This is a genomic window from Streptomyces sp. NPDC107550 (genome assembly GCF_055639095.1).
Map to the genome: position 1 here is coordinate 118,652 of NZ_JBVKBC010000013.1, position 17,035 is coordinate 135,686.

A 17,035-nucleotide genomic window follows, 5' to 3' on the forward strand; every position below is an offset into this window, starting at 1 on the left:
CCCGCTGACCGACCGATCATGAAAGGACGCCGCATGCCGCGTTTGCCGGGGTCCGCGCTCCTGGTGCGGGAGGCACAGAACGTCGCGCACTCCGCCCGGCTGGCCGTGACGACGTCGGGCCCCGAACGGGCCACGGCCGTGCAGGCCCTCAAAGCCGCCGGAGCCGCGATGCTCGCGTGGACCATCGCCGGCTGGTGGTGGAACGCCCCGCTGGCGCTGCTCGCGCCCTGGACGGCGGTCGTCCTCGTCCAGCGCACGGTGTACCGGTCGCTGCGCTCGGCGGTGCAGCAGTTCGTGGTCGTCGCCGTCGCCACGCTGATCGCGGCCGGTTCGATGGCGCTGACGAGGGACGTCCTCGCGGCGATGGCCATCGCGCTGCCGATCACGGTCTTCCTCGGCTCGTACGGGCGCTTCGGCGACCAGGGCTGGTACGCGCCGACCGCCGCCCTCTTCGTCCTGACGTACGGGTCGTACGCGCCGATCGAGATCGCCCACCGCCTCCTGGAGACGCTGCTCGGTGCGGTGATCGGCATCGGCGTCAACGCGCTGGTGCTGCCGCCCGTGCACACCGACGAGGTACGGCGGCTGCGGGCCCGCGTGCCCGCCGAGTGCGCGCGGCTGATGCGGGACGCGGGCGACGGGATCGACGCGGGGTACGGGGTGGCCGACGCCGAGGAGTGGCACGGGCGGGCGCTGCGGCTCGGGGCGACAGTCGCGGAGCTGCGGGCGGCGCGGGGGCGCGCGGACGAGGGGCGGCGCTTCAATCCGGGGCGGCGGTTGCGGCGGGGGGCGCCGTTGCCGCCGGAGGGGCCGGTGGCGTGGGAACGGGTGACGGATCATCTGGCGACGGTGTTGCGGCCGCTCGCGGAGACGGCGCGGGACTCGCCGCCGTTCACCGCGCCGACCGCGGGGGCGCTCGCGGAGCTTGCGGGGCTTTTGCGGGCTGCGGCGGAGGTGTGTGAGGCCGACGCGGAGTGGGTCGGGGGGCGGGAGCCGGATGACTCGGGGCGGGCTGAGAAGGCGCTGGATCAGGCCCGGGGGGCGGCGGGGCGGCTCGGGGCGCTCCTTGAGGACCCTTCGCAGGGCGCGTCCGCGTCCCTCGGCGAGCTGACAGCGGCGGCCACCCGCCTGATCACCGACCTGACCCCTTCCGCCCCGGCCCAGCCGAAGTAACCGCCGTGCGGAGTTCCCCGCGCCCCTGAGGGAGCGGGGCTTCGCCCCAGCTCCCCAGGGGAGGAGGTGGCGACGCTGTCGCCCCGACAGGGGCGCGGGGAACTGCGCGAGAAGCCCCACCCACCGGTAGACAAAGAACCACGGGCAGGCCCACCCACCCAGGGGCGCGGGGAACTGCGCGACCAGCCACCCACCGGCATGCAGGGGAACCGGCACCCCGGGGCGTGAGCCCCGTTTCGTGGGGGACTCGGGTCACATGACCCAGAACGTGAACGACCCCCCACGCTCCTACTGGATCGAGTCCACCCCGGCCCCACCCCACCCCGCCCTGGACACGGACCTCACCGTGGACGTCGCGGTCATCGGCGCCGGCATCGCCGGCCTGAGCACGGCGTGGGAACTGACCCGCGCCGGCCTGGACGTAGCCGTCCTGGAGGCGAACCGCGTGGCGGAAGGCGTCACGGGCCACACCTCGGCCAAGCTCACCGCGCAGCACACCCTCGTCTACGACCGCCTGCGCCGCACCCAGAACGCCGAGGCCGCCCACCTGTACGCCCGCTCCCAGGCCGCCGCCGTCGAACACGTCGTGGAGATCGCCGCCGAGCTGGGCGCGGACTGCGACATCGAACGCGCCGACGCCTACACGTACGCCACCGGCGAGGACCTCGTACCGTCGCTGCTCGCGGAGGCGGAGGCGGCGCGGGAGGCGGGGCTGGCGGCGACGTTCACGACGGAGACGGATCTGCCGTTCCCGGTGGCCGGGGCGGTGCGGGTGAGCGGGCAGGTGCAGTTCCACCCCCGGAAGTACCTGCTGGCGCTCGCCCAGGACCTCCAGGCGCGCGGCGCACACGTGTTCGAGCACACGCGGGTGACGGGCCTGGAGGAGCGGCACAGCCCGTGCGTGCTGACGACGGAGGGCGGCGCCCGGGTACGGGCCAGGGACGTCGTGGTCGCCACGCACTACCCGATCTTCGACCGCGCGCTGCTGTTCGCGCGGCTCGCCCCGCGCCGCGAACTGGTGGTGGCCGCCCCCGTGGACGCGGCGGAGGCCCCGCGCGGCATGTACATCACGCCGGAGAACGACACGCGGTCGATGCGCAGCGCCCCGTACGGGGACGGACAGCGGCTGCTCGTGGTGACCGGGGAGAAGTTCACGCCGGGCACCGGGGACACCGCGCACCGCTTCGAGACGCTGACGAAGTGGGCCCGTGAGCACTTCCCCGGGTTCGAGCCGCGCTACCGGTGGGCGACGCAGGACACGTTCCCGACGGACACGGTCGCGCTGGTCGGCGCGCTGCATCCGGGGGCCCGGCACACGTACGTGGCGACGGGGTTCGGCGGCTGGGGCCTGAGCGGCGGGGTCATGGCCGGTTCGCTGCTGACGTCGCTGATCGTCGGCAGCGAACCGCCGCCGTGGGCGGGCCTGTACGATCCGCGCCGCCTCAAGCCGCTGCTGCGCGAGGCGCCCCGCCTGCTCGGCCAGCAGGCGGAGGTGGCCCAGCACTTCGTGGGCGACCGGCTGCGCCCGCCGGAGCTGGACGACGTCGCGGACCTGGCGCCGGACAGCGGCGCGGTCGTCCGGATCGACGGGCACCGTACGGCGGTGTACCGCGACGCGGCCGGGGAACTGCACGCTGTGTCGGCGCGCTGTACGCACCTGGGGTGCCTGGTCGCGTTCAACGCGGCGGAGCGGGCCTGGGAGTGCCCGTGCCACGGCTCCCGTTTCGACACGGACGGCAAGGTCGTCCAGGGGCCGGCGGTCGAACCGCTCGCACCCCGCGACCTGTGAGCCACGGCGAGCGAAGTCCCGTACCACGACGAACTACTGAGGGAGTGTCATGACGGCGGACAAGCGTCACGAGCAGGGCGGCGAGAAGCCCGAGACGGCGGTGGAGAGCGTCCTCGAAGGGATCGAGAAGGACCAGCGGGACCCGCGCCCGGCGCCCGAGAAGGACCGCCACGACGGCGAGAGCGGCGACGCCGTCACGCCCAACGAGGAGGCGCAGGAGGAGTCGCATGGCAACTGAGGGGGAGGACGAGCCGGACAAGCCGGCGACACTCGCGCCCGACGACGCGCCCGACGCCCCGACCGAGCTGCCCGCCCGGTCCTGGGGCGCGGTGCTGCGCCGCACCGGCAAGGAGTTCCTGGACGACGACCTGCCCGACAAGGCGGCGGCACTCACCTACTACGGCGTGCTGTCCCTGTTCCCGGCGCTGCTCGTCATGGTGTCGCTGCTCGGCGTCATCGGCGAGAGCGCGACCCGGGCCGTCCTGGCGAACCTGCGCCACCTGACGCCCGGCCCGGTACGGGACCTGCTGGGCCAGGCCGTGCTCCAGTTGCGGGACAAGGGCGGCGCGAGCGGGGTCGTCGCGGTGGTGAGCCTGGTCGCGGCGGTCTGGTCGGCGTCGAGCTATGTCGCCGCGTTCATCCGTACCGCGAACGCCGTGTACGACCTGCCCGAGGGGCGCCCGGTGTGGAAGCTGACGCCGCTGCGGCTCGCGCTGACGGTGACGCTGATGGTGCTGCTCGCGGTGAGCGCGGTGATCGTCGTGTTCACCGGGCCGCTGGCGCGGCGGGCGGGCGAGGCGGTCGGCGCGGGCCACGCGGCGGTGCTGACGTGGAACATCGCCAAGTGGCCGGTGCTGCTCGTGCTGGTGGTGGTGATGGTGGCGCTGCTGTTCTGGCGGGCGCCCAACGTCCGCGGCCCGGGCTTTCGCTGGCTGAGTCCGGGCAGCTTGCTCGCGGTCGTGCTGTGGCTGGTGGCGTCGGGCGCGTTCGCCCTGTACGTGGCGGGGTTCAGCTCGTACAACAAGACGTACGGCGCGCTCGGCGGTGTCGTCGTGTTCCTGATCTGGCTGTGGCTGTCGAATCTGGCGATCCTGCTGGGCCTGGAGTTCGACGCGGAGCTGGCGCGGCAGCGGGCGATCAGCGGCGGGCTGCCGGAGGGCGAGGAGCTGTATGTGCAGCCGCGTGACACGCGGACGTGGCCGCCCCGGCTGCGGCGCAGGCTCGCGCGCCTGAACCGCGCCGCCGGAGACGACACCGCGTAGGGCCGGTCCGCGCCGGTGACGACACCGCGTAGGGCCCGTCCGCGCCGGTGACGACACCGCGCAGGGCTGGCCCACCGCTCAGGCCGCCGCCTCGCGGACCTCCTCGGCGATCTTCTTGTCGAGGGCGGCCCGCACCAGGGCGGCGGCGCAGCGGGCCGGGTCGGCGTCCCCGGCGGCGCGGGCGAGGGCGTCGGCGTCGTCGGGCAGGCCGAGCTGCCGGGCGCCCTGGAGCGCCTTGGCGTCGAAGTGCGGCGCGTACTCGGGCCAGACGCCCTGGACCTCGCGGACGAAGATGTCGGCGCCGGCGGGCCCGATGCCGGGGGTTTCGGTGAGCAGGCCGCGCAGGGTGGCGAAGTCGCCGTCGGCCTCTCGGCGCAGCCGGCGCAGGTCGCCGCCGTGGTCGCGGAGCAGGAGGGCGGCGCCGTCGCCGAGTTGGGTGGCGGTGCGTTCGTCGTAGCGCCGGTAGCCGCCGCGCCCGAGGGCGTCGACGCGTTGCTGCCAGGTGGCGTCGGCCATCTTGCGGGGCGTGTTCATGCCCGCGTCGAAGAGTTCACGGGCGGCGGCCACGGCGACCGAGCCCCGGATGCGGGCGCTCAACAGGTCGGCCAGGACAAGGAGTTGGTAGAGGGGTTGCGGGGTGTCCCGCAGCCGGATCCCGGCTTCCCGCGCATAGGTCTGCCCATGCCGGTCGAGGAGCGCCCGCAGGAGGGCGGACGCCTTCGCGGAGGTGGTTCGCTCGGACATGCGCGCCGAGTACCCCGGCATACGTGGATGAACCGGGCGGATGTCACCCACTCCCCCGGCGCGCGGGACGCCGGTGCGCGCCCCGTCGTCCCGGAGCGCCTTCCCGGGGCCTCAGGCGGCGCCCACCGCGCTCCCCGCGAGCGGTGCCGTGGGCGCGCCCGCGCCTTCCCGCAGGCCGCGCAGCAGTTCCTCGACGGCCTCGACGGCGGTGTGCTCGGGCCGCCAGCGCAGCACGGCCGCCGCCCGCCCGCAGTCCATCAGCGGCAGCCGCAGCACGGCGTCGAAGAGCTGCGGCGACGCCTGCACGAGGTGCATCCCGTACGCGGCGGCGAGCGCCGTACGGGCCGCCCGGCGCGGCAGCCGCACCGCCCGCGCGTGGAACAGCTCACCGAGCCGCTCCGCGTCGAGGACGGGCTCGGCGGCCAGATTGAACGGGCCGCGCGCGTCCTCGTCGAGCGCGGCGAGCACGAACGCGCGGGCCGCGTCGTCGGTGTGCAGGGTCTGCACGCGCAGGCCCGGTACGTCGGGCAGCACCGGCAGCCACTCGGGCCGGGCCAGCTGCCCGGGCAGGAACCGGCCGCCGAACAGCCGCCGCTGCTCGCTGGCCGCCTCCTCCTTGAAGAGGAACGCGGGCCGCATACGCGCCACCCTGACCTCGGGGTGGGCCTGCTCGAAGGAGTCGAGGGCCCGCTCCAGATACGCCTTCTCGCGGCAGTACGCGGCACCGGGCCAGCCGTGCGTGGGCCACGACTCGTCGACCAGGCGGTCCTTGGGCCCCGGCGAGTACGCGCCGACCGACGAGGAGTGCACGAACGCGGGGACGCGGGCGCGCGCCACGGCGTGCAGCACGCGGACGCTGCCGAGGACGTTGGTGTGCCAGGTGACGGCCGGGTCCCGGGTCGGCTGGAACCGCCAGGCCAGATGGATCACGGCGTCGGCGCCCCGGAAGCAGTCCGCCAGGTCGTCCATGTCGGTCAGATCGGTGGCCCGCCACGCCGTCTTCGGCGGTGACCACTCGGGGACCCGGCGCGCGAGGCCCAGGACCGAGCCGACGCGCGGATCGGTGGCCAGGTGCCGGACCACGCTCGTGCCCACGTTCCCGGTCGCGCCGGTCACGACGATCCGCTTGCCCTGCGTGGTCATGGCGTACCCCTTCCGTGATGCTCCGGCGTCCGGTGTGCCGGAACGTGACACGCGACGTGTGCCCATGTCAGGCATGGGTACACGGCCGCTCCGTACCCACAACCCCTAGGAGCCGCTGTGCCCGATACCGCCGCCACCGCCCGTCGTCGGAACGTGTTCGTGCTCGGCCTCGACGAGGCCAACCTGCCCGCACTGCGTGCCGTGCCCGGCGCCGACGGCGTCCGTTTCCACCCACTCCTCGGCATCGACGAGCTACAGCACGGGGAGGTGAGCGTGCCCGACCTCATGGCGCGTGCCTGCCGGGTCCTGGACGCGTTCGAGGAGCCGATCGACGCGATCGTGGGGTACTGGGACTTCCCCGTGAGCACGCTCGTCCCCCTGCTCGGCGAGCGCTACGGCACCCGGGCCACGAGCCTGGAGTCGATCGTCAAGTGCGAGCACAAGTACTGGAGCCGGCTCGTGCAGCAGGAGGTCGTCACCGAGCACCCGCGCTTCGGCCGGGTCGACCTCGACGCCGATGACCCGCGGCCGCCGGAGGGCGTGCGCTTCCCGATGTGGCTCAAGCCGGCTCTTTCGTACTCCTCCGAACTCGCCTACGGGGTCGAGGACATGGACGGGTTCCGGGAGGCCGTCTCCCGGATCAAGGAGGGCATCGCCCGGGTGGGCCGCCCCTTCGAGTACATCCTCGACCAGCTCGAACTCCCGCCGGAGATGGACGGGGTGGGCGGCCAGGTGTGCCTCGCGGAGGAGAAGCTGACCGGGGTGCAGGTCGCCGTCGAGGGCTACGTCCACGACGGCGAGGTCACCGTCTACGGCGTGCTCGACTCCATCAACTACCCGGACTCCACGAGCTTCTTGCGCCACCAGTACCCCTCGATGCTGCCCGAGCGGGTGCAGCAGCGGGTGCGGGAGGTCGCCGAGCGCGTGATGCGCCAGGTCGGCATGGAAGGGGCCACGTTCAGCATCGAGTTCTTCCACGACCCGGGCACCGACGAGACGAACGTCCTGGAGATCAACCCGCGCCACTCCCAGTCGCACGCCGAGCTGTTCCAGTACGTCGACGGGGTTCCGAACCACCACTGCATGCTGGCGCTCGCCCTCGGCGGCGACCCCGAACTCCCGCACCGGCAGGGCCCGTACAAGCTCGCCGCGAAGTGGTACTACCGCTGGTTCACGGACGGCGTGGTGCACGAGGTGCCGCGTGACGAGGAGATCGCCCGGATCGAGAAGGAGATACCGGGCGTACGGGTGGACGTCGTGCCGCACGAGGCGCAGCAACTGACCGACATCGACCAGCAGGACAGCTACAGCTACGAGGTGGCGCACATCTTCACCGGCGGCGACAGCGAGGAGGAGCTGCGGGAGAAGTACGACCGCTGCGTGGCCGCCCTGCGGCTCGCGTTCGACCCGGCGGACGGCGAGCAGCCCGCCTGACCCGCACCCCCGACCGGCCCCCTGAGGACCCCGAACGGAGATGAGCCACCGCACCATGCGACACGTCGACAACCTCCCCCACCCGACGAAGGAAGAGAACCACGTCCGCATCCCCCTGTCGGACGGCGTCGAGCTGTCCGCCCGGCTGTGGCGCCCGGTGACCTCCGACACCGAGCCCGTGCCGGCCGTCCTGGAGTACATCCCGTACCGCAAGGGCGACCTCAGCTCGGTCCGCGACTCGATCCACCACCCCTACATCGCGGGGCACGGCTACGCGTGCGTGCGGGTGGATCTGCGCGGCACCGGCGACTCGGAGGGGGTGCTGACCGACGAGTACCTGGAGCGTGAACAGGCCGACGCGGAGGAGGTGCTGGCCTGGCTCGCGGCGCAGCCGTGGTGCGACGGGACGACGGGCATGATGGGCATCTCGTGGGGGGCGTTCGCCGCGTTGCAGGTCGCCGCCCGCCGGCCGCCGAGCCTCGGCGCGATCGTCATCTCGTCGTTCACCGACGACCGGTACGCCGACGACATGCACTACATGGGCGGTGCGCTCCTCTCCGACAACCTCGCCGAGTCCGGCACGATGTTCGCGTACTCGACGTGCCCGCCGGACCCGGCGGCGGTCGGCGACCGGTGGCGCGCGATGTGGCGGGAGCGGCTGGAGGCGGTCGAGCCGTGGGTCCTGCCGTGGCTGCGCCACCAGCGCCGCGACGACTACTGGCGGCACGCGTCGGTGTGCGAGGACTACGGCGCGGTGCGCTGCCCGGTGCTCGCGTCCAGCGGCTGGGCCGACGGCTACTCGAACGCCGTGACGCGGCTGCTCGGGCGGCTCGACGTGCCGCGCAAGGGCCTGATCGGGCCGTGGTCGCACACGTACCCGCACCTGGGTGAGCCGGGGCCCGCGATCGGCTACCTCCAGGAGGTGGTGCGCTGGTTCGACCACTGGCTCAAGGGCGCGGACAACGGCGCGGCCGACGGGCCGATGCTGCGGGCGTGGATGCAGGAGAGCGTGCCACCGTCCACCGCGTACGAGGAGCGCCCCGGGCGCTGGGTGAGCGAACCGGAATGGCCCTCGCAGCGGATCGGGCCCGTCTCCTACGCGCTGCGCGACCACCGGCTCACCCCGCCGGACGACGCGGACGGCGCGCGGGGCGCGGGCACGGCGACCGTGTCGTCGCCGCTGAGCGTCGGGCAGTTCGCCGGGAAGTGGGCGTCGTACAACGCGCCGCCGGACCTGCCCTACGACCAGCGCGAGGAGGACGGCGGCTCCCTCGTCTACGAGACGGAGCCGCTGACCGAGCGGCTGGAGATCTTCGGCTCGCCCCGCGTCGAACTGGAGGTCAGCTCCGACCGGCCGGTGGCGCAGGTCGCCGCGCGGCTGTCCGACGTGGCGCCGGACGGGCGCGCGACCCGGGTCACGTACGGGATCCTGAACCTGACCCGGCGCGAGGGCGCCGACGCGCCCGACCCGCTGGAGCCGGGGCGGCGCTACCGGGCGACCGTGGAACTGAACGGCGTCGCGCAGGCGTTCCCGCCCGGTCACCGGGTGCGGCTGTCCCTCTCCACCTCGTACTGGCCGCTGGCGTGGCCGCCGCCGGAGCCGGCGCTGCTGACGGTGCACGAGGCGGACTCGCGGTTCGTGCTTCCGGTGCGGCCGGTGTGCGAGGAGGACACCGCGGAGCCGTTCGGGCCGCCGGAGGGCGCGGAGCCGCTGGTCACGTCCCGTACGGAGCCGCCGGAGCAGCGGTGGCAGGTCACGCGGGACCTCGTCGACTACGGGCAGAAGCTCGACATCGTCAAGGACCGGGGCACGGTCCACTACGACGCGATCGATCTGTCCGTCGGGTGCCGGGCGCACGAGTGGTACACGTCGACGGCCGACGACTTCGCCTCTCCGGCGGGGACTTCGGCGTGGACCATGCGGTTTCGGCGGGGCGAGTGGGATGTGGAGGTGCGGACGGGGACGACGCTGCGGTGTGACGCGGGGATGTTCTACGTCGACGCGACGCTGGATGCGTATGAGGGGGGCCGGAGGGTGTTCTCCCGTACGTGGAATGAATCCGTCCCCCGAGACGCGCTCTGACGCTCCGCTGAGCGGGGGTCTTCATCCTTCGCCGGGTGGTGGGCTGATCGCGCAGTTCCCCGCGCCCCTGGGTTGTACGTCGTGTGCGGGTGGGTGGGGCTTCTCGCGCAGTTCCCCGCGCCCCTGGAGGCGGGGCTTCGCCCCAGCCTCCCCCGATAGAGGTGGCGACGCAGTCGCCCCTCCAGGGGCGCGGGGAACTGCGCGAGCAACCACGACGAAAGCCGAGCATCTCCACCCGGCTGAGGCCACCCACTCACCTCAGGGGCGCGGGGAACTGCGCAAGGCGGTCACTGCAAGCGGCCCCCGCCGGAGAACTCCCCAGGGGCGCGGGGAACTGCGCGATCAGCCACGACGAATGTCGAGGAAACCCACCGGCCGGGGCCCCCCCACTTACCCAGGGCGACCATGGATCCGGCCCCCGCTCCCGCGCAACGGCACACCAGTCCCACCCCGCCGCACGGCAACCACCTCCGCCCCGATGGAGATCGCCGTCTCCTCCGGCGTCCGCCCACCCAGATCCAGCCCGATGGGCGACCGCAGCCGCGCCAGCTCCCCCTCCCCGAGCCCCGCCTCCCGCAACCGCGCGAGCCGCTCCTCGTGCGTACGCCGCGACCCCATCGCCCCGACGTACGCGACCGGCAGCCGCAACGCCACTTCCAGCAGCGGCACATCGAACTTGGCGTCGTGCGTCAGCACACACAGCACCGTCCGCTCGTCGGTCTCCGTACGCCGCAGATACCGGTCGGGCCATTCGACGACGACCTCGTCGGCGTCGGGGAAGCGCGCGGCCGTGGCGAACACCCCGCGCGCGTCGCACAGGGTGACGTGGAACCCGAGGAGCTTGCCCACGCGGACCAGCGCCCCCGCGAAGTCGACCGCGCCGAACACGATCATCCGGGCGGGCGGCACGCTCGACTCCACGAACAGGGTGACGTCCCCGCCGCAGCGCGCGCTGTCCTCGGGGACCGCGCACGTGCCGGTGCGGCCGAGGTCGAGCAGCGCGCGGGCCTGCCGGGCGAGCGCGTCGTCGTCCGCGGAGCCGAGCCCGCCCTCGTGGGACCCGTCGGAGCGCACCGCCAACAGGCCGCCCTCGAGGGCGAGTTCGCCCGGCCCGTCGAGGACGCGGGCGAGTGCGACGGCCTCCCCGCGGGCGGCTGCGCCGAGCGCGGCGACGGCGGTGTCCCGGGCGGGTGAGCCGATCCGCAGCGGTACGACGACGACCTCGACCTCGCCGCCGCACGTCAGGCCCACGGCGAACGCGTCGTCGTCGCTGTACCCGAACCGCTCGCGCCGCACGGCCCCGTCCGCGAGGGCGTCGGCGCACAGTTCGTACACCGCGCCCTCGACGCAGCCGCCGGAGACCGAGCCGATGACCTCGCCGTCGGCGTCCACGGCGAGGGCCGCGCCGGGCGGCCGGGGCGCGCTGCCGCTCACCGAGACGACGGTGGCGACGGCGAACTCCCGGCCCTGCGCGGCCCACGCGCTCAGTTCGGCGGCGAGGTCAAGCATCCCGCTCGTCTCGCCCGGCCTCGCCGAGCAGGACCCGGTCGGGGCGGATGGGCAGTTCCCGGTGGCGGACGCCGGTCGCGTGCCAGACGGCGTTGGCGACGGCGGCGGCCGTGCCGACGATGCCGATCTCGCCGACGCCCTTGATGCCGACCGGGTCGTCGGGGTCCTCGTCGGGCACCCAGTCGGCCTCGATGACGGGCACGTCCGCGTTGGCGGCGAAGTGGTACCCGGCGAAGTCCGCGCCGACGTGCCCGCCGCTCGCCTCGTCGCGTACGGCCTCTTCGTGCAGGGCCATGGACAGGCCCCAGGTCATGCCGCCGACGAGCTGGCTGCGGGCGGTGAGCGGGTTGATGATGCGGCCGGCCGCGAACACGCCGAGCAGCCTGCGCACCCGCACCTCGCCGGTGCTCACGTCGACGGCGACCTCCGCGAACTGGGCGCCGAAGGAGTACCGCTCCTTCTCGGACAGCGCCGCGATGAGGGCGCCGGTGTCGGTGGTGGCGGTGAGCCCGTCGGCGGGGATGTCGCCGCCGGCGAGGGCGAGCTTCTCGCGCAGTTCGCGGGCGGCGGCGATGACGGCCCAGCCCCAGGAGCGGGTGCCCATGGAGCCGCCCGCGACCCAGGCCGCGCCGAAGTCGCTGTCGGCGATGCGGACATGGACGCGCTCGGGCGTCGTCTCCAGCGCGTCGGCGGCGATCAGGGTGAGCGCGGTGCGGGCGCCGGTGCCGACGTCGGCGGCGGTGATCCGCACGGTGTACGTACCGTCGGGTTCGGCGGTGACGGACGCCGTGGAGGGGATCGACCCGGCCGGGAAGAGGGAGCCCGCGACACCCGTGCCGAGCAGCCAGCGGCCCTCGCGGCGCACGCGCGGGCGGAAATCGCGACCCGCCCAGCCGAAGCGGCGGGCGCCTTCCTCGTAGCAGGCGAGGAGGTTGCGGGTGGCGAAGGGCAGGCCGGACAGGGGCCCGCGGTCGGGCTCGTTGCGGCGGCGCAGCTCGATGGGGTCGAGGCCGAGCTGTTCGGCCAGTTCGTCCATCGCGGCCTCGACGGCGAAGGAGCCGGGTGCCTCGCCGGGGGCGCGCATCCAGGTGGGGGTGCCGACGTCGACGGGCGTGACCCGGTTGACGGTGTGATGCGCGTCGGCGTCGTACATGATGCGGCCGAACCCGGCGCTGCCCTCGACGAACTCGCGCAGCGTCGACGTCCAGTTCTGGTTGTCGTGCGCGAAGGCGCGCAGTCTGCCGTCCGCGTCGGCGCCGAGGCGGACACGCTGCACGGTGGGGCTGCGGTAGCCGGTGATGGCGAAGACCTGGCGCCGGGTCAGGGCGATGCGGACGGGCCGCTGGAGTTCGGTGGCGGCCATGGCGGCGGCCACATGGTGCGAGCGCAGCCCCTTGGAGCCGAAGGCGCCGCCGACGTGCTCGGAGCGGACGCGCACGGCCGTCAGGTCGAGGGAGAACAGCCGGGCGAGGTCGTCGGCGATCCACTTGCTGCCCTGGTTGGAGTCGAAGACCTCCAGGCGCCCGTTGTCCCAGTGGACGGTGACGGTGTGCGGCTCCATGGCGCTGTGGTGCTGCTCGGGCGTGGTGTAGGTGGCGTCCAGCACCGTTGCCGACGCGGCGAGTTCGGCTTCCAGGTCGCCCTTGGCGCTGGCCTGGCCCTCGGGGACGTACGTGCCGTCCTTGCCGGGCGCGAAGCCGATGTCGTGGGGCTCGGTGTCGTAGGTGACGACGAGCCGTTCGGCGGCCTCGCGGGCCTGCTCGGGGGTCTCGGCGACGACGAGGGCGACGGGCCAGCCCGCGTGCGGCACGCGGTCGTGCTGGAACACCTCGACGATGGGGTCGGGGCGGCCGAGGGCGCCGACGACGTCGTCGCGTACCCGTGGCGCGTTGCCGTGGTGCAGGACGGTGACGACGCCCGGCATGGCCCGTACCTCGGCGTCGGCGATCTCCCGGATCCGGCCGCGCGCGATCGTGGAGAGCACCAGCCAGCCGTGGGCGAGGTCGGTGAAGGGGATCTCACCGGCGTAGCGGGCGGCGCCGGTGACCTTCTCGACGCCCTCGACGCGGGTGTGCGCGACGCCCACCGACCGGGGGGCCGTCGTGGTCTGCGCTGTGGTCATCGGGTCGCCTCCTGCGCGAGTTCGGTGAGCAGTGCCACGACGAGGTTGCGCAGCAGCGGCACCTTGTAGGCGTTCTGGGTGAGGGGGCGGGCGGCGGCGAGTTCGGCGTCGGCGGCGGCGGCGAACGCCTCGGCGTCGGCGGGCCCGCCCAGCAGTGCCCGCTCGGCGGCGCGGGCGCGCCAAGGCCGGGAGGCGACGGCGCCGAACGCGAGCCGCACGTCGTGGACGTGTCCGTCGCGGACGTCGAGCGCGGCGGCGGCCGAGCCGATGGCGAAGGCGTACGAGGCGCGCTCGCGGACCTTGCGGTAGCGGGAGTGGGCGCCGACGGGCGCGGGCGGCAGCGTGAGGGAGGTGATGAGCGCGCCCGGCGGCAGCGCGGTCTCCAGGTGCGGGGTGTCGCCGACGGGCCGGTAGAAGTCGGTGAGGGCCAGCTCGCCGGGCCCGTCCGCGCTCTCGTACTGGACGACGGCGTCGAACGCGGCGAGCGCGACGCCCATGTCGGAGGGGTGCACGGCGACGCAGGAGTCGCTCGCGCCGAGGATCGCGGCGTTGCGGTGCTCGCCGGTGACGGCGGGGCAGCCGGTGCCGGGCTCGCGCTTGTTGCACGGCTTGGTGACGTCGGTGAAGTAGCCGCAGCGGGTGCGCTGGAGGAGGTTGCCGCCGACGGTCGCCATGTTGCGCAGCTGCCCGGAGGCGCCGGCGATGACGGCCTGGGTGAGCGCCGGGTAGCGGCGGCGGACCTCGGGGTGCGCGGCGAGGTCGCTGTTGGTGACGGTGGCGCCGACGCGAAGGCCGCCGTCTTCGGTGGACTCGACGCGGTCCAGGGGCAGTTCGGTCACGTCGACGAGGGACGAGGGGCGCTCGACGCCCGCTTTCATCAGGTCGACGAGGTTGGTGCCGCCGCCGAGGAAGCGGGCCTCGGGGTCGGCGCCGAGGACGGCGACGGCGCCGCTCACGTCGGCGGCGCGCTGGTATCCGAACTCCCTCACGCGACGGGCTCCTTCGGCTCGTTCGTCTGCTGGGCGGCGGCCTGGGCGACGGCCCGCACGATGGACACGTACGCGCCGCAGCGGCACAGGTTGCCGCTCATCCGCTCGCGGATCTCTTCCGGGGTGAGCGGCGGTGGCCCGGCCTCGGGGCGCACGTCCTCGGTGGCGGCGCTCGGCCAGCCGGCGGCGTGCTCCTCCAGGACGGCGAGGGCGGAGCAGATCTGGCCGGGGGTGCAGTAGCCGCACTGGTAGCCGTCCAGTTCGACGAACGCCTCCTGCACCGGGTGCAGCCGGCCGTCCTGGGCGACGCCCTCGATGGTGGTGATCTCCCGGCCCTCGGCGGCGACGGCGAGCTGGAGGCACGCGACGGTCCTGCGGCCGTCCACGAGGACGGTGCAGGCGCCGCACTGGCCCTGGTCGCAGCCCTTCTTGGTGCCGGTCAGGTCGAGGCGCTCGCGCAGGGCGTCCAGGAGGGTGGTGCGGTGGTCGACGGGCAGCGTGTACTTCTCTCCGTTGATGTGCAAAGTGATCGCGCTGGAGGTGGAGTTGCCCGCTGGGGCCATGAGCAGCCTTCTTTCACGTGTCCGGTGCGTGGAGAATCAGCGCTGTACGCGGGAGGGGCGGCGGTCTCGGCCGGTGGCGCCGCTAGGGTGGCCGGACCGAAGTGGACAGTTGTCCGCTCTGCGGCGACGAACGTAACGGACAACTGTCCGTACGAGCAAGGACGTTTACGCGCCACGGCCGAGGAGGACGCGTGCGGGACCCGGACAGACAGGCGGCGCTGCGCACGGACGCCCAGCGCAACCGCGCCCGCATCCTGGAGGTGGCCCTCGCCGAGCTGACCCGCTCGTCGGGGACGCCGCTGAGCGCCATCGCGCGCAAGGCGGGCGTCGGACAGGGCACGTTCTACCGGAACTTCCCGAGCCGGGAGGCGCTGGTCCTTGAGGTCTACCGCTACGAGGTGGCCCAAGTCGCCGAGGCCGCTGCCGAGTTGCTGTGTACGCGGCCGCCCTGCGAGGCGCTGCGCGAGTGGATGGACCGGCTCGCCCGGTACGCGATGGCCAAGGCGGGGCTCGCGGACGCGCTGCGCGAGGTGACGGGTGTGCGCGGCACGATGAAGCGCCTCGGGCACGGCCCGCTCACGGAGGCGGTGACGCTGCTGCTGCGGGCGAACGAGGAGGCGGGCACGATCCGCCCCGGCGTCGACGCGGACGACTTCATGCTGGCCATCGCCGGCCTGTGGCTGATCGACCCGCACGCGGCCGACTGGCGCGAGCGCGCGACCCGCCTGATGGACCTCGTCATGGACGGCCTGCGCGCGGGGGCCCCGGGCTGACGCCTTTCCTTCGGGTCAGGCCGGCCCAGGCCGAGGCCCAACGGCAGGGCACGGCGGGACGGGCGGGTCAGGAGCGGCGGCGGGGCTTGCCGCGCTTGGCGGGCTGGGCGCGGCCGCCCTTCTTCGCGGTGCCGCCGGCCTTGGAGGCGCCCTTGGCGGCCGGCTTCCGGGGCTTCTGGGGCTTCTGGGCCGCCTTCTTGGCGTCCTTGCCCTTCTGGCCCTGCGCCGCCTTGCCCGCGTCGGCCGGAGCGGTGCGGCCCCGGGAGCTGTTGACCGTACGGCCGCGCACGATGCCGATGAAGTCGTCCACCTCGTCCGTGGTGCGTTCCTCGGGCCAGGCGAGCGCGACGGTGGACGCGGGCGCGTCGGTGACGGGCCGGTACGTCAGGTCCCTGCGGTGGTGCAGCCGGGCCAGCGACTGCGGCACGATCAGCAGGCCGACCCCGGCGGCGACCAGTTCCACGGCGTCGGCGGTGGTCGCCGGCCGTTCGAACGCGGGCTGTCCGGGCGGCGCGTCCGGCCAGTCGAGCACGTCGTCGAGGGGGTGCTGGACGATCTCGTCGGCGAGGTCGGCGAGCGTGACCTCCTCGACGGCGGCCACCACATGGCCCTTGGGGACGAGGACGACGGTCGTCTCGGTGTAGAGGGGGATGGCGCTGAAATACGTACGGTCCACGGGGAGCCGGACCAGGCCCGCGTCCGCGTCGCCCGCGCGCAGCACCGCGCCGGCGTCGGCGGCGGCCACCTGGAGGAGGGCGAGCGGGGTCGCGCGGTGCCGCTCGCTCCAGACCCGCGCCCACTTGGCGGGGGTGGCTCCGGGAACGTACGCGAGCCGGAAGCCGGGGGGCGGAACGGGGGTGTCTTGCGTGCCTGTCACCCCGCAAGGCTACCCGCCGTGGTCGGACCTCTCCCCCGCGCTCGATACCCTTGACCTCATGAGTTCGCACCAGAGCACCCAGACCATGAAGCCCGCCACGGCGGCGAAGAAGCTGGGTGTGCTCCTCGACGCCACGCCCTCCGAGTTCCAGGAGGGCGTCGTCTCGCGCGCCGAGCTGTCCGCGCTGCAGGCCGACCCGCCGCAGTGGCTGACCGAGCTGCGCGCGAACGGCCCGCACCCGCGCCCGGTGGTCGCGTCGAAGCTCGGTGTCTCCATCGCGGGCCTGGCCCGGGGCGGTGTCACCGAGCCGCTGACCACCGAGCAGATCGAGGCGCTCAAGGCGGAGAGCCCCGAGTGGCTGGTCAAGGAGCGCGCCACGCAGGCCGAGGTCCGCAAGGAGAACGTCCGGGTCAAGAAGCTGCACGCCGAGCAGGCGGAGCGGCGCGCGGCCCGCGCCGAGGACTGACGGACACGGCACACCGCTGACGAGGCGGCCGGGGCACTTCCGCCCCGGCCGCCTCGCGTTTCCCAGCCCGTAGGAGAGTCCTCCCAGCCCGTACGAGAGCCCTCCCAG

At 74.0% G+C, this 17,035-nt stretch carries 15 protein-coding genes; 8 read left to right on the forward strand and 7 right to left on the reverse strand.

Going from position 1 to position 17,035, the window contains the following annotated elements; genetic code table 11:
- The first annotated feature begins 33 nt into the window (after positions 1–33).
- The 4 genes from ACZ7LY_RS19385 (at position 34) to ACZ7LY_RS19400 (ending at position 4,224) form a co-directional block, all read left to right on the forward strand.
- Positions 34–1,173, forward strand: a complete 1,140-nt coding sequence (locus ACZ7LY_RS19385; RefSeq protein ID WP_471625850.1) for an FUSC family protein — start codon at positions 34–36, stop codon at positions 1,171–1,173.
- Between the two features lie 256 nt (positions 1,174–1,429).
- Positions 1,430–2,962 carry an FAD-dependent oxidoreductase gene (locus ACZ7LY_RS19390; protein ID WP_471625851.1) on the forward strand — a complete coding sequence of 511 codons (1,533 nt, stop codon included), beginning with the start codon at positions 1,430–1,432 and terminating at the stop codon, positions 2,960–2,962.
- Between the two features lie 49 nt (positions 2,963–3,011).
- On the forward strand, positions 3,012–3,200 hold the full coding sequence (locus ACZ7LY_RS19395; RefSeq protein ID WP_471625852.1) for a hypothetical protein: 189 nt from the start codon (positions 3,012–3,014) through the stop codon (positions 3,198–3,200).
- On the forward strand, positions 3,190–4,224 hold the full coding sequence (locus tag ACZ7LY_RS19400) for a YihY/virulence factor BrkB family protein (RefSeq protein WP_471625853.1): 1,035 nt from the start codon (positions 3,190–3,192) through the stop codon (positions 4,222–4,224). The genes ACZ7LY_RS19395 and ACZ7LY_RS19400 overlap by 11 nt, the downstream gene beginning before the upstream one ends.
- Positions 4,225–4,302: 78 nt before the next feature.
- Here the strand turns inward: ACZ7LY_RS19400 and ACZ7LY_RS19405 are convergent, their stop codons facing one another.
- Entirely contained in the window at positions 4,303–4,968 is a 666-nt protein-coding gene (locus tag ACZ7LY_RS19405) for an endonuclease (RefSeq protein WP_471625854.1), read from the reverse strand.
- Between the two features lie 111 nt (positions 4,969–5,079).
- Entirely contained in the window at positions 5,080–6,111 is a 1,032-nt protein-coding gene (locus ACZ7LY_RS19410) for an NAD-dependent epimerase/dehydratase family protein (RefSeq protein WP_471625855.1), read from the reverse strand.
- Between the two features lie 117 nt (positions 6,112–6,228).
- Between ACZ7LY_RS19410 and ACZ7LY_RS19415 the strand changes: the two genes are divergently transcribed.
- Together ACZ7LY_RS19415 and ACZ7LY_RS19420 are read left to right on the forward strand one after the other, a co-directional pair.
- Positions 6,229–7,545, forward strand: a complete 1,317-nt coding sequence (locus ACZ7LY_RS19415; protein WP_471625856.1) for an ATP-grasp domain-containing protein — start codon at positions 6,229–6,231, stop codon at positions 7,543–7,545.
- A gap of 55 nt (positions 7,546–7,600) precedes the next feature.
- Complete coding sequence (locus ACZ7LY_RS19420) at positions 7,601–9,628, forward strand: CocE/NonD family hydrolase (protein ID WP_471625917.1); 2,028 nt, start codon at positions 7,601–7,603, stop codon at positions 9,626–9,628.
- Between the two features lie 390 nt (positions 9,629–10,018).
- Here ACZ7LY_RS19420 and ACZ7LY_RS19425 read toward each other — a convergent pair whose 3' ends face one another.
- The 4 genes from ACZ7LY_RS19425 to ACZ7LY_RS19440 are packed head-to-tail and all read right to left on the reverse strand — an operon-like array spanning position 10,019 to position 14,811.
- On the reverse strand, positions 10,019–11,137 hold the full coding sequence (locus tag ACZ7LY_RS19425; RefSeq protein WP_471625857.1) for an XdhC family protein: 1,119 nt from the start codon (positions 11,135–11,137) through the stop codon (positions 10,019–10,021).
- Positions 11,130–13,259, reverse strand: coding sequence for a xanthine dehydrogenase family protein molybdopterin-binding subunit (locus ACZ7LY_RS19430; protein WP_471625858.1), 2,130 nt, complete (start codon positions 13,257–13,259; stop codon positions 11,130–11,132). The genes ACZ7LY_RS19425 and ACZ7LY_RS19430 overlap by 8 nt, the downstream gene beginning before the upstream one ends.
- Entirely contained in the window at positions 13,256–14,248 is a 993-nt protein-coding gene (locus tag ACZ7LY_RS19435) for an FAD binding domain-containing protein (protein WP_471625859.1), read from the reverse strand. The genes ACZ7LY_RS19430 and ACZ7LY_RS19435 overlap by 4 nt, the downstream gene beginning before the upstream one ends.
- Positions 14,245–14,811 carry a (2Fe-2S)-binding protein gene (locus ACZ7LY_RS19440; RefSeq protein ID WP_471625860.1) on the reverse strand — a complete coding sequence of 189 codons (567 nt, stop codon included), beginning with the start codon at positions 14,809–14,811 and terminating at the stop codon, positions 14,245–14,247. The genes ACZ7LY_RS19435 and ACZ7LY_RS19440 overlap by 4 nt, the downstream gene beginning before the upstream one ends.
- A 191-nt stretch (positions 14,812–15,002) precedes the next feature.
- Here ACZ7LY_RS19440 and ACZ7LY_RS19445 point away from each other — a divergent pair, with 191 nt between their 5' ends.
- Positions 15,003–15,584: a TetR/AcrR family transcriptional regulator gene (locus tag ACZ7LY_RS19445; RefSeq protein ID WP_471625861.1), complete on the forward strand. Its 582-nt coding sequence runs from the start codon at positions 15,003–15,005 to the stop codon at positions 15,582–15,584.
- 67 nt (positions 15,585–15,651) lie between these two features.
- Here the strand turns inward: ACZ7LY_RS19445 and ACZ7LY_RS19450 are convergent, their stop codons facing one another.
- Positions 15,652–16,461 carry a LysR family transcriptional regulator substrate-binding protein gene (locus tag ACZ7LY_RS19450; RefSeq protein ID WP_471625862.1) on the reverse strand — a complete coding sequence of 270 codons (810 nt, stop codon included), beginning with the start codon at positions 16,459–16,461 and terminating at the stop codon, positions 15,652–15,654.
- A gap of 58 nt (positions 16,462–16,519) precedes the next feature.
- Here ACZ7LY_RS19450 and ACZ7LY_RS19455 point away from each other — a divergent pair, with 58 nt between their 5' ends.
- The gene (locus tag ACZ7LY_RS19455; RefSeq protein WP_471625863.1) at positions 16,520–16,927 is read left to right on the forward strand and encodes a DUF5997 family protein; all 408 of its coding nucleotides are present in this window, start codon (positions 16,520–16,522) and stop codon (positions 16,925–16,927) included.
- Positions 16,928–17,035: the final 108 nt, after the last annotated feature.

What these genes read in the sequence shown, in the direction of transcription:
- ACZ7LY_RS19420 (WP_471625917.1), top strand. Translation starts at nt 7,601, where the DNA reads ATGCGACACGTCGACAACCTCCCCCACCCGACGAAGGAAGAGAACCAC.
- ACZ7LY_RS19385 (WP_471625850.1), top strand. Translation starts at nt 34, where the DNA reads ATGCCGCGTTTGCCGGGGTCCGCGCTCCTGGTGCGGGAGGCACAGAAC.
- ACZ7LY_RS19390 (WP_471625851.1), top strand. Translation starts at nt 1,430, where the DNA reads ATGACCCAGAACGTGAACGACCCCCCACGCTCCTACTGGATCGAGTCC.
- ACZ7LY_RS19395 (WP_471625852.1), top strand. Translation starts at nt 3,012, where the DNA reads ATGACGGCGGACAAGCGTCACGAGCAGGGCGGCGAGAAGCCCGAGACG.
- ACZ7LY_RS19425 (WP_471625857.1), bottom strand. Translation starts at nt 11,137, where the DNA reads ATGCTTGACCTCGCCGCCGAACTGAGCGCGTGGGCCGCGCAGGGCCGG.
- ACZ7LY_RS19410 (WP_471625855.1), bottom strand. Translation starts at nt 6,111, where the DNA reads ATGACCACGCAGGGCAAGCGGATCGTCGTGACCGGCGCGACCGGGAAC.
- ACZ7LY_RS19400 (WP_471625853.1), top strand. Translation starts at nt 3,190, where the DNA reads ATGGCAACTGAGGGGGAGGACGAGCCGGACAAGCCGGCGACACTCGCG.
- ACZ7LY_RS19405 (WP_471625854.1), bottom strand. Translation starts at nt 4,968, where the DNA reads ATGTCCGAGCGAACCACCTCCGCGAAGGCGTCCGCCCTCCTGCGGGCG.
- ACZ7LY_RS19455 (WP_471625863.1), top strand. Translation starts at nt 16,520, where the DNA reads ATGAGTTCGCACCAGAGCACCCAGACCATGAAGCCCGCCACGGCGGCG.
- ACZ7LY_RS19440 (WP_471625860.1), bottom strand. Translation starts at nt 14,811, where the DNA reads ATGGCCCCAGCGGGCAACTCCACCTCCAGCGCGATCACTTTGCACATC.
- ACZ7LY_RS19430 (WP_471625858.1), bottom strand. Translation starts at nt 13,259, where the DNA reads ATGACCACAGCGCAGACCACGACGGCCCCCCGGTCGGTGGGCGTCGCG.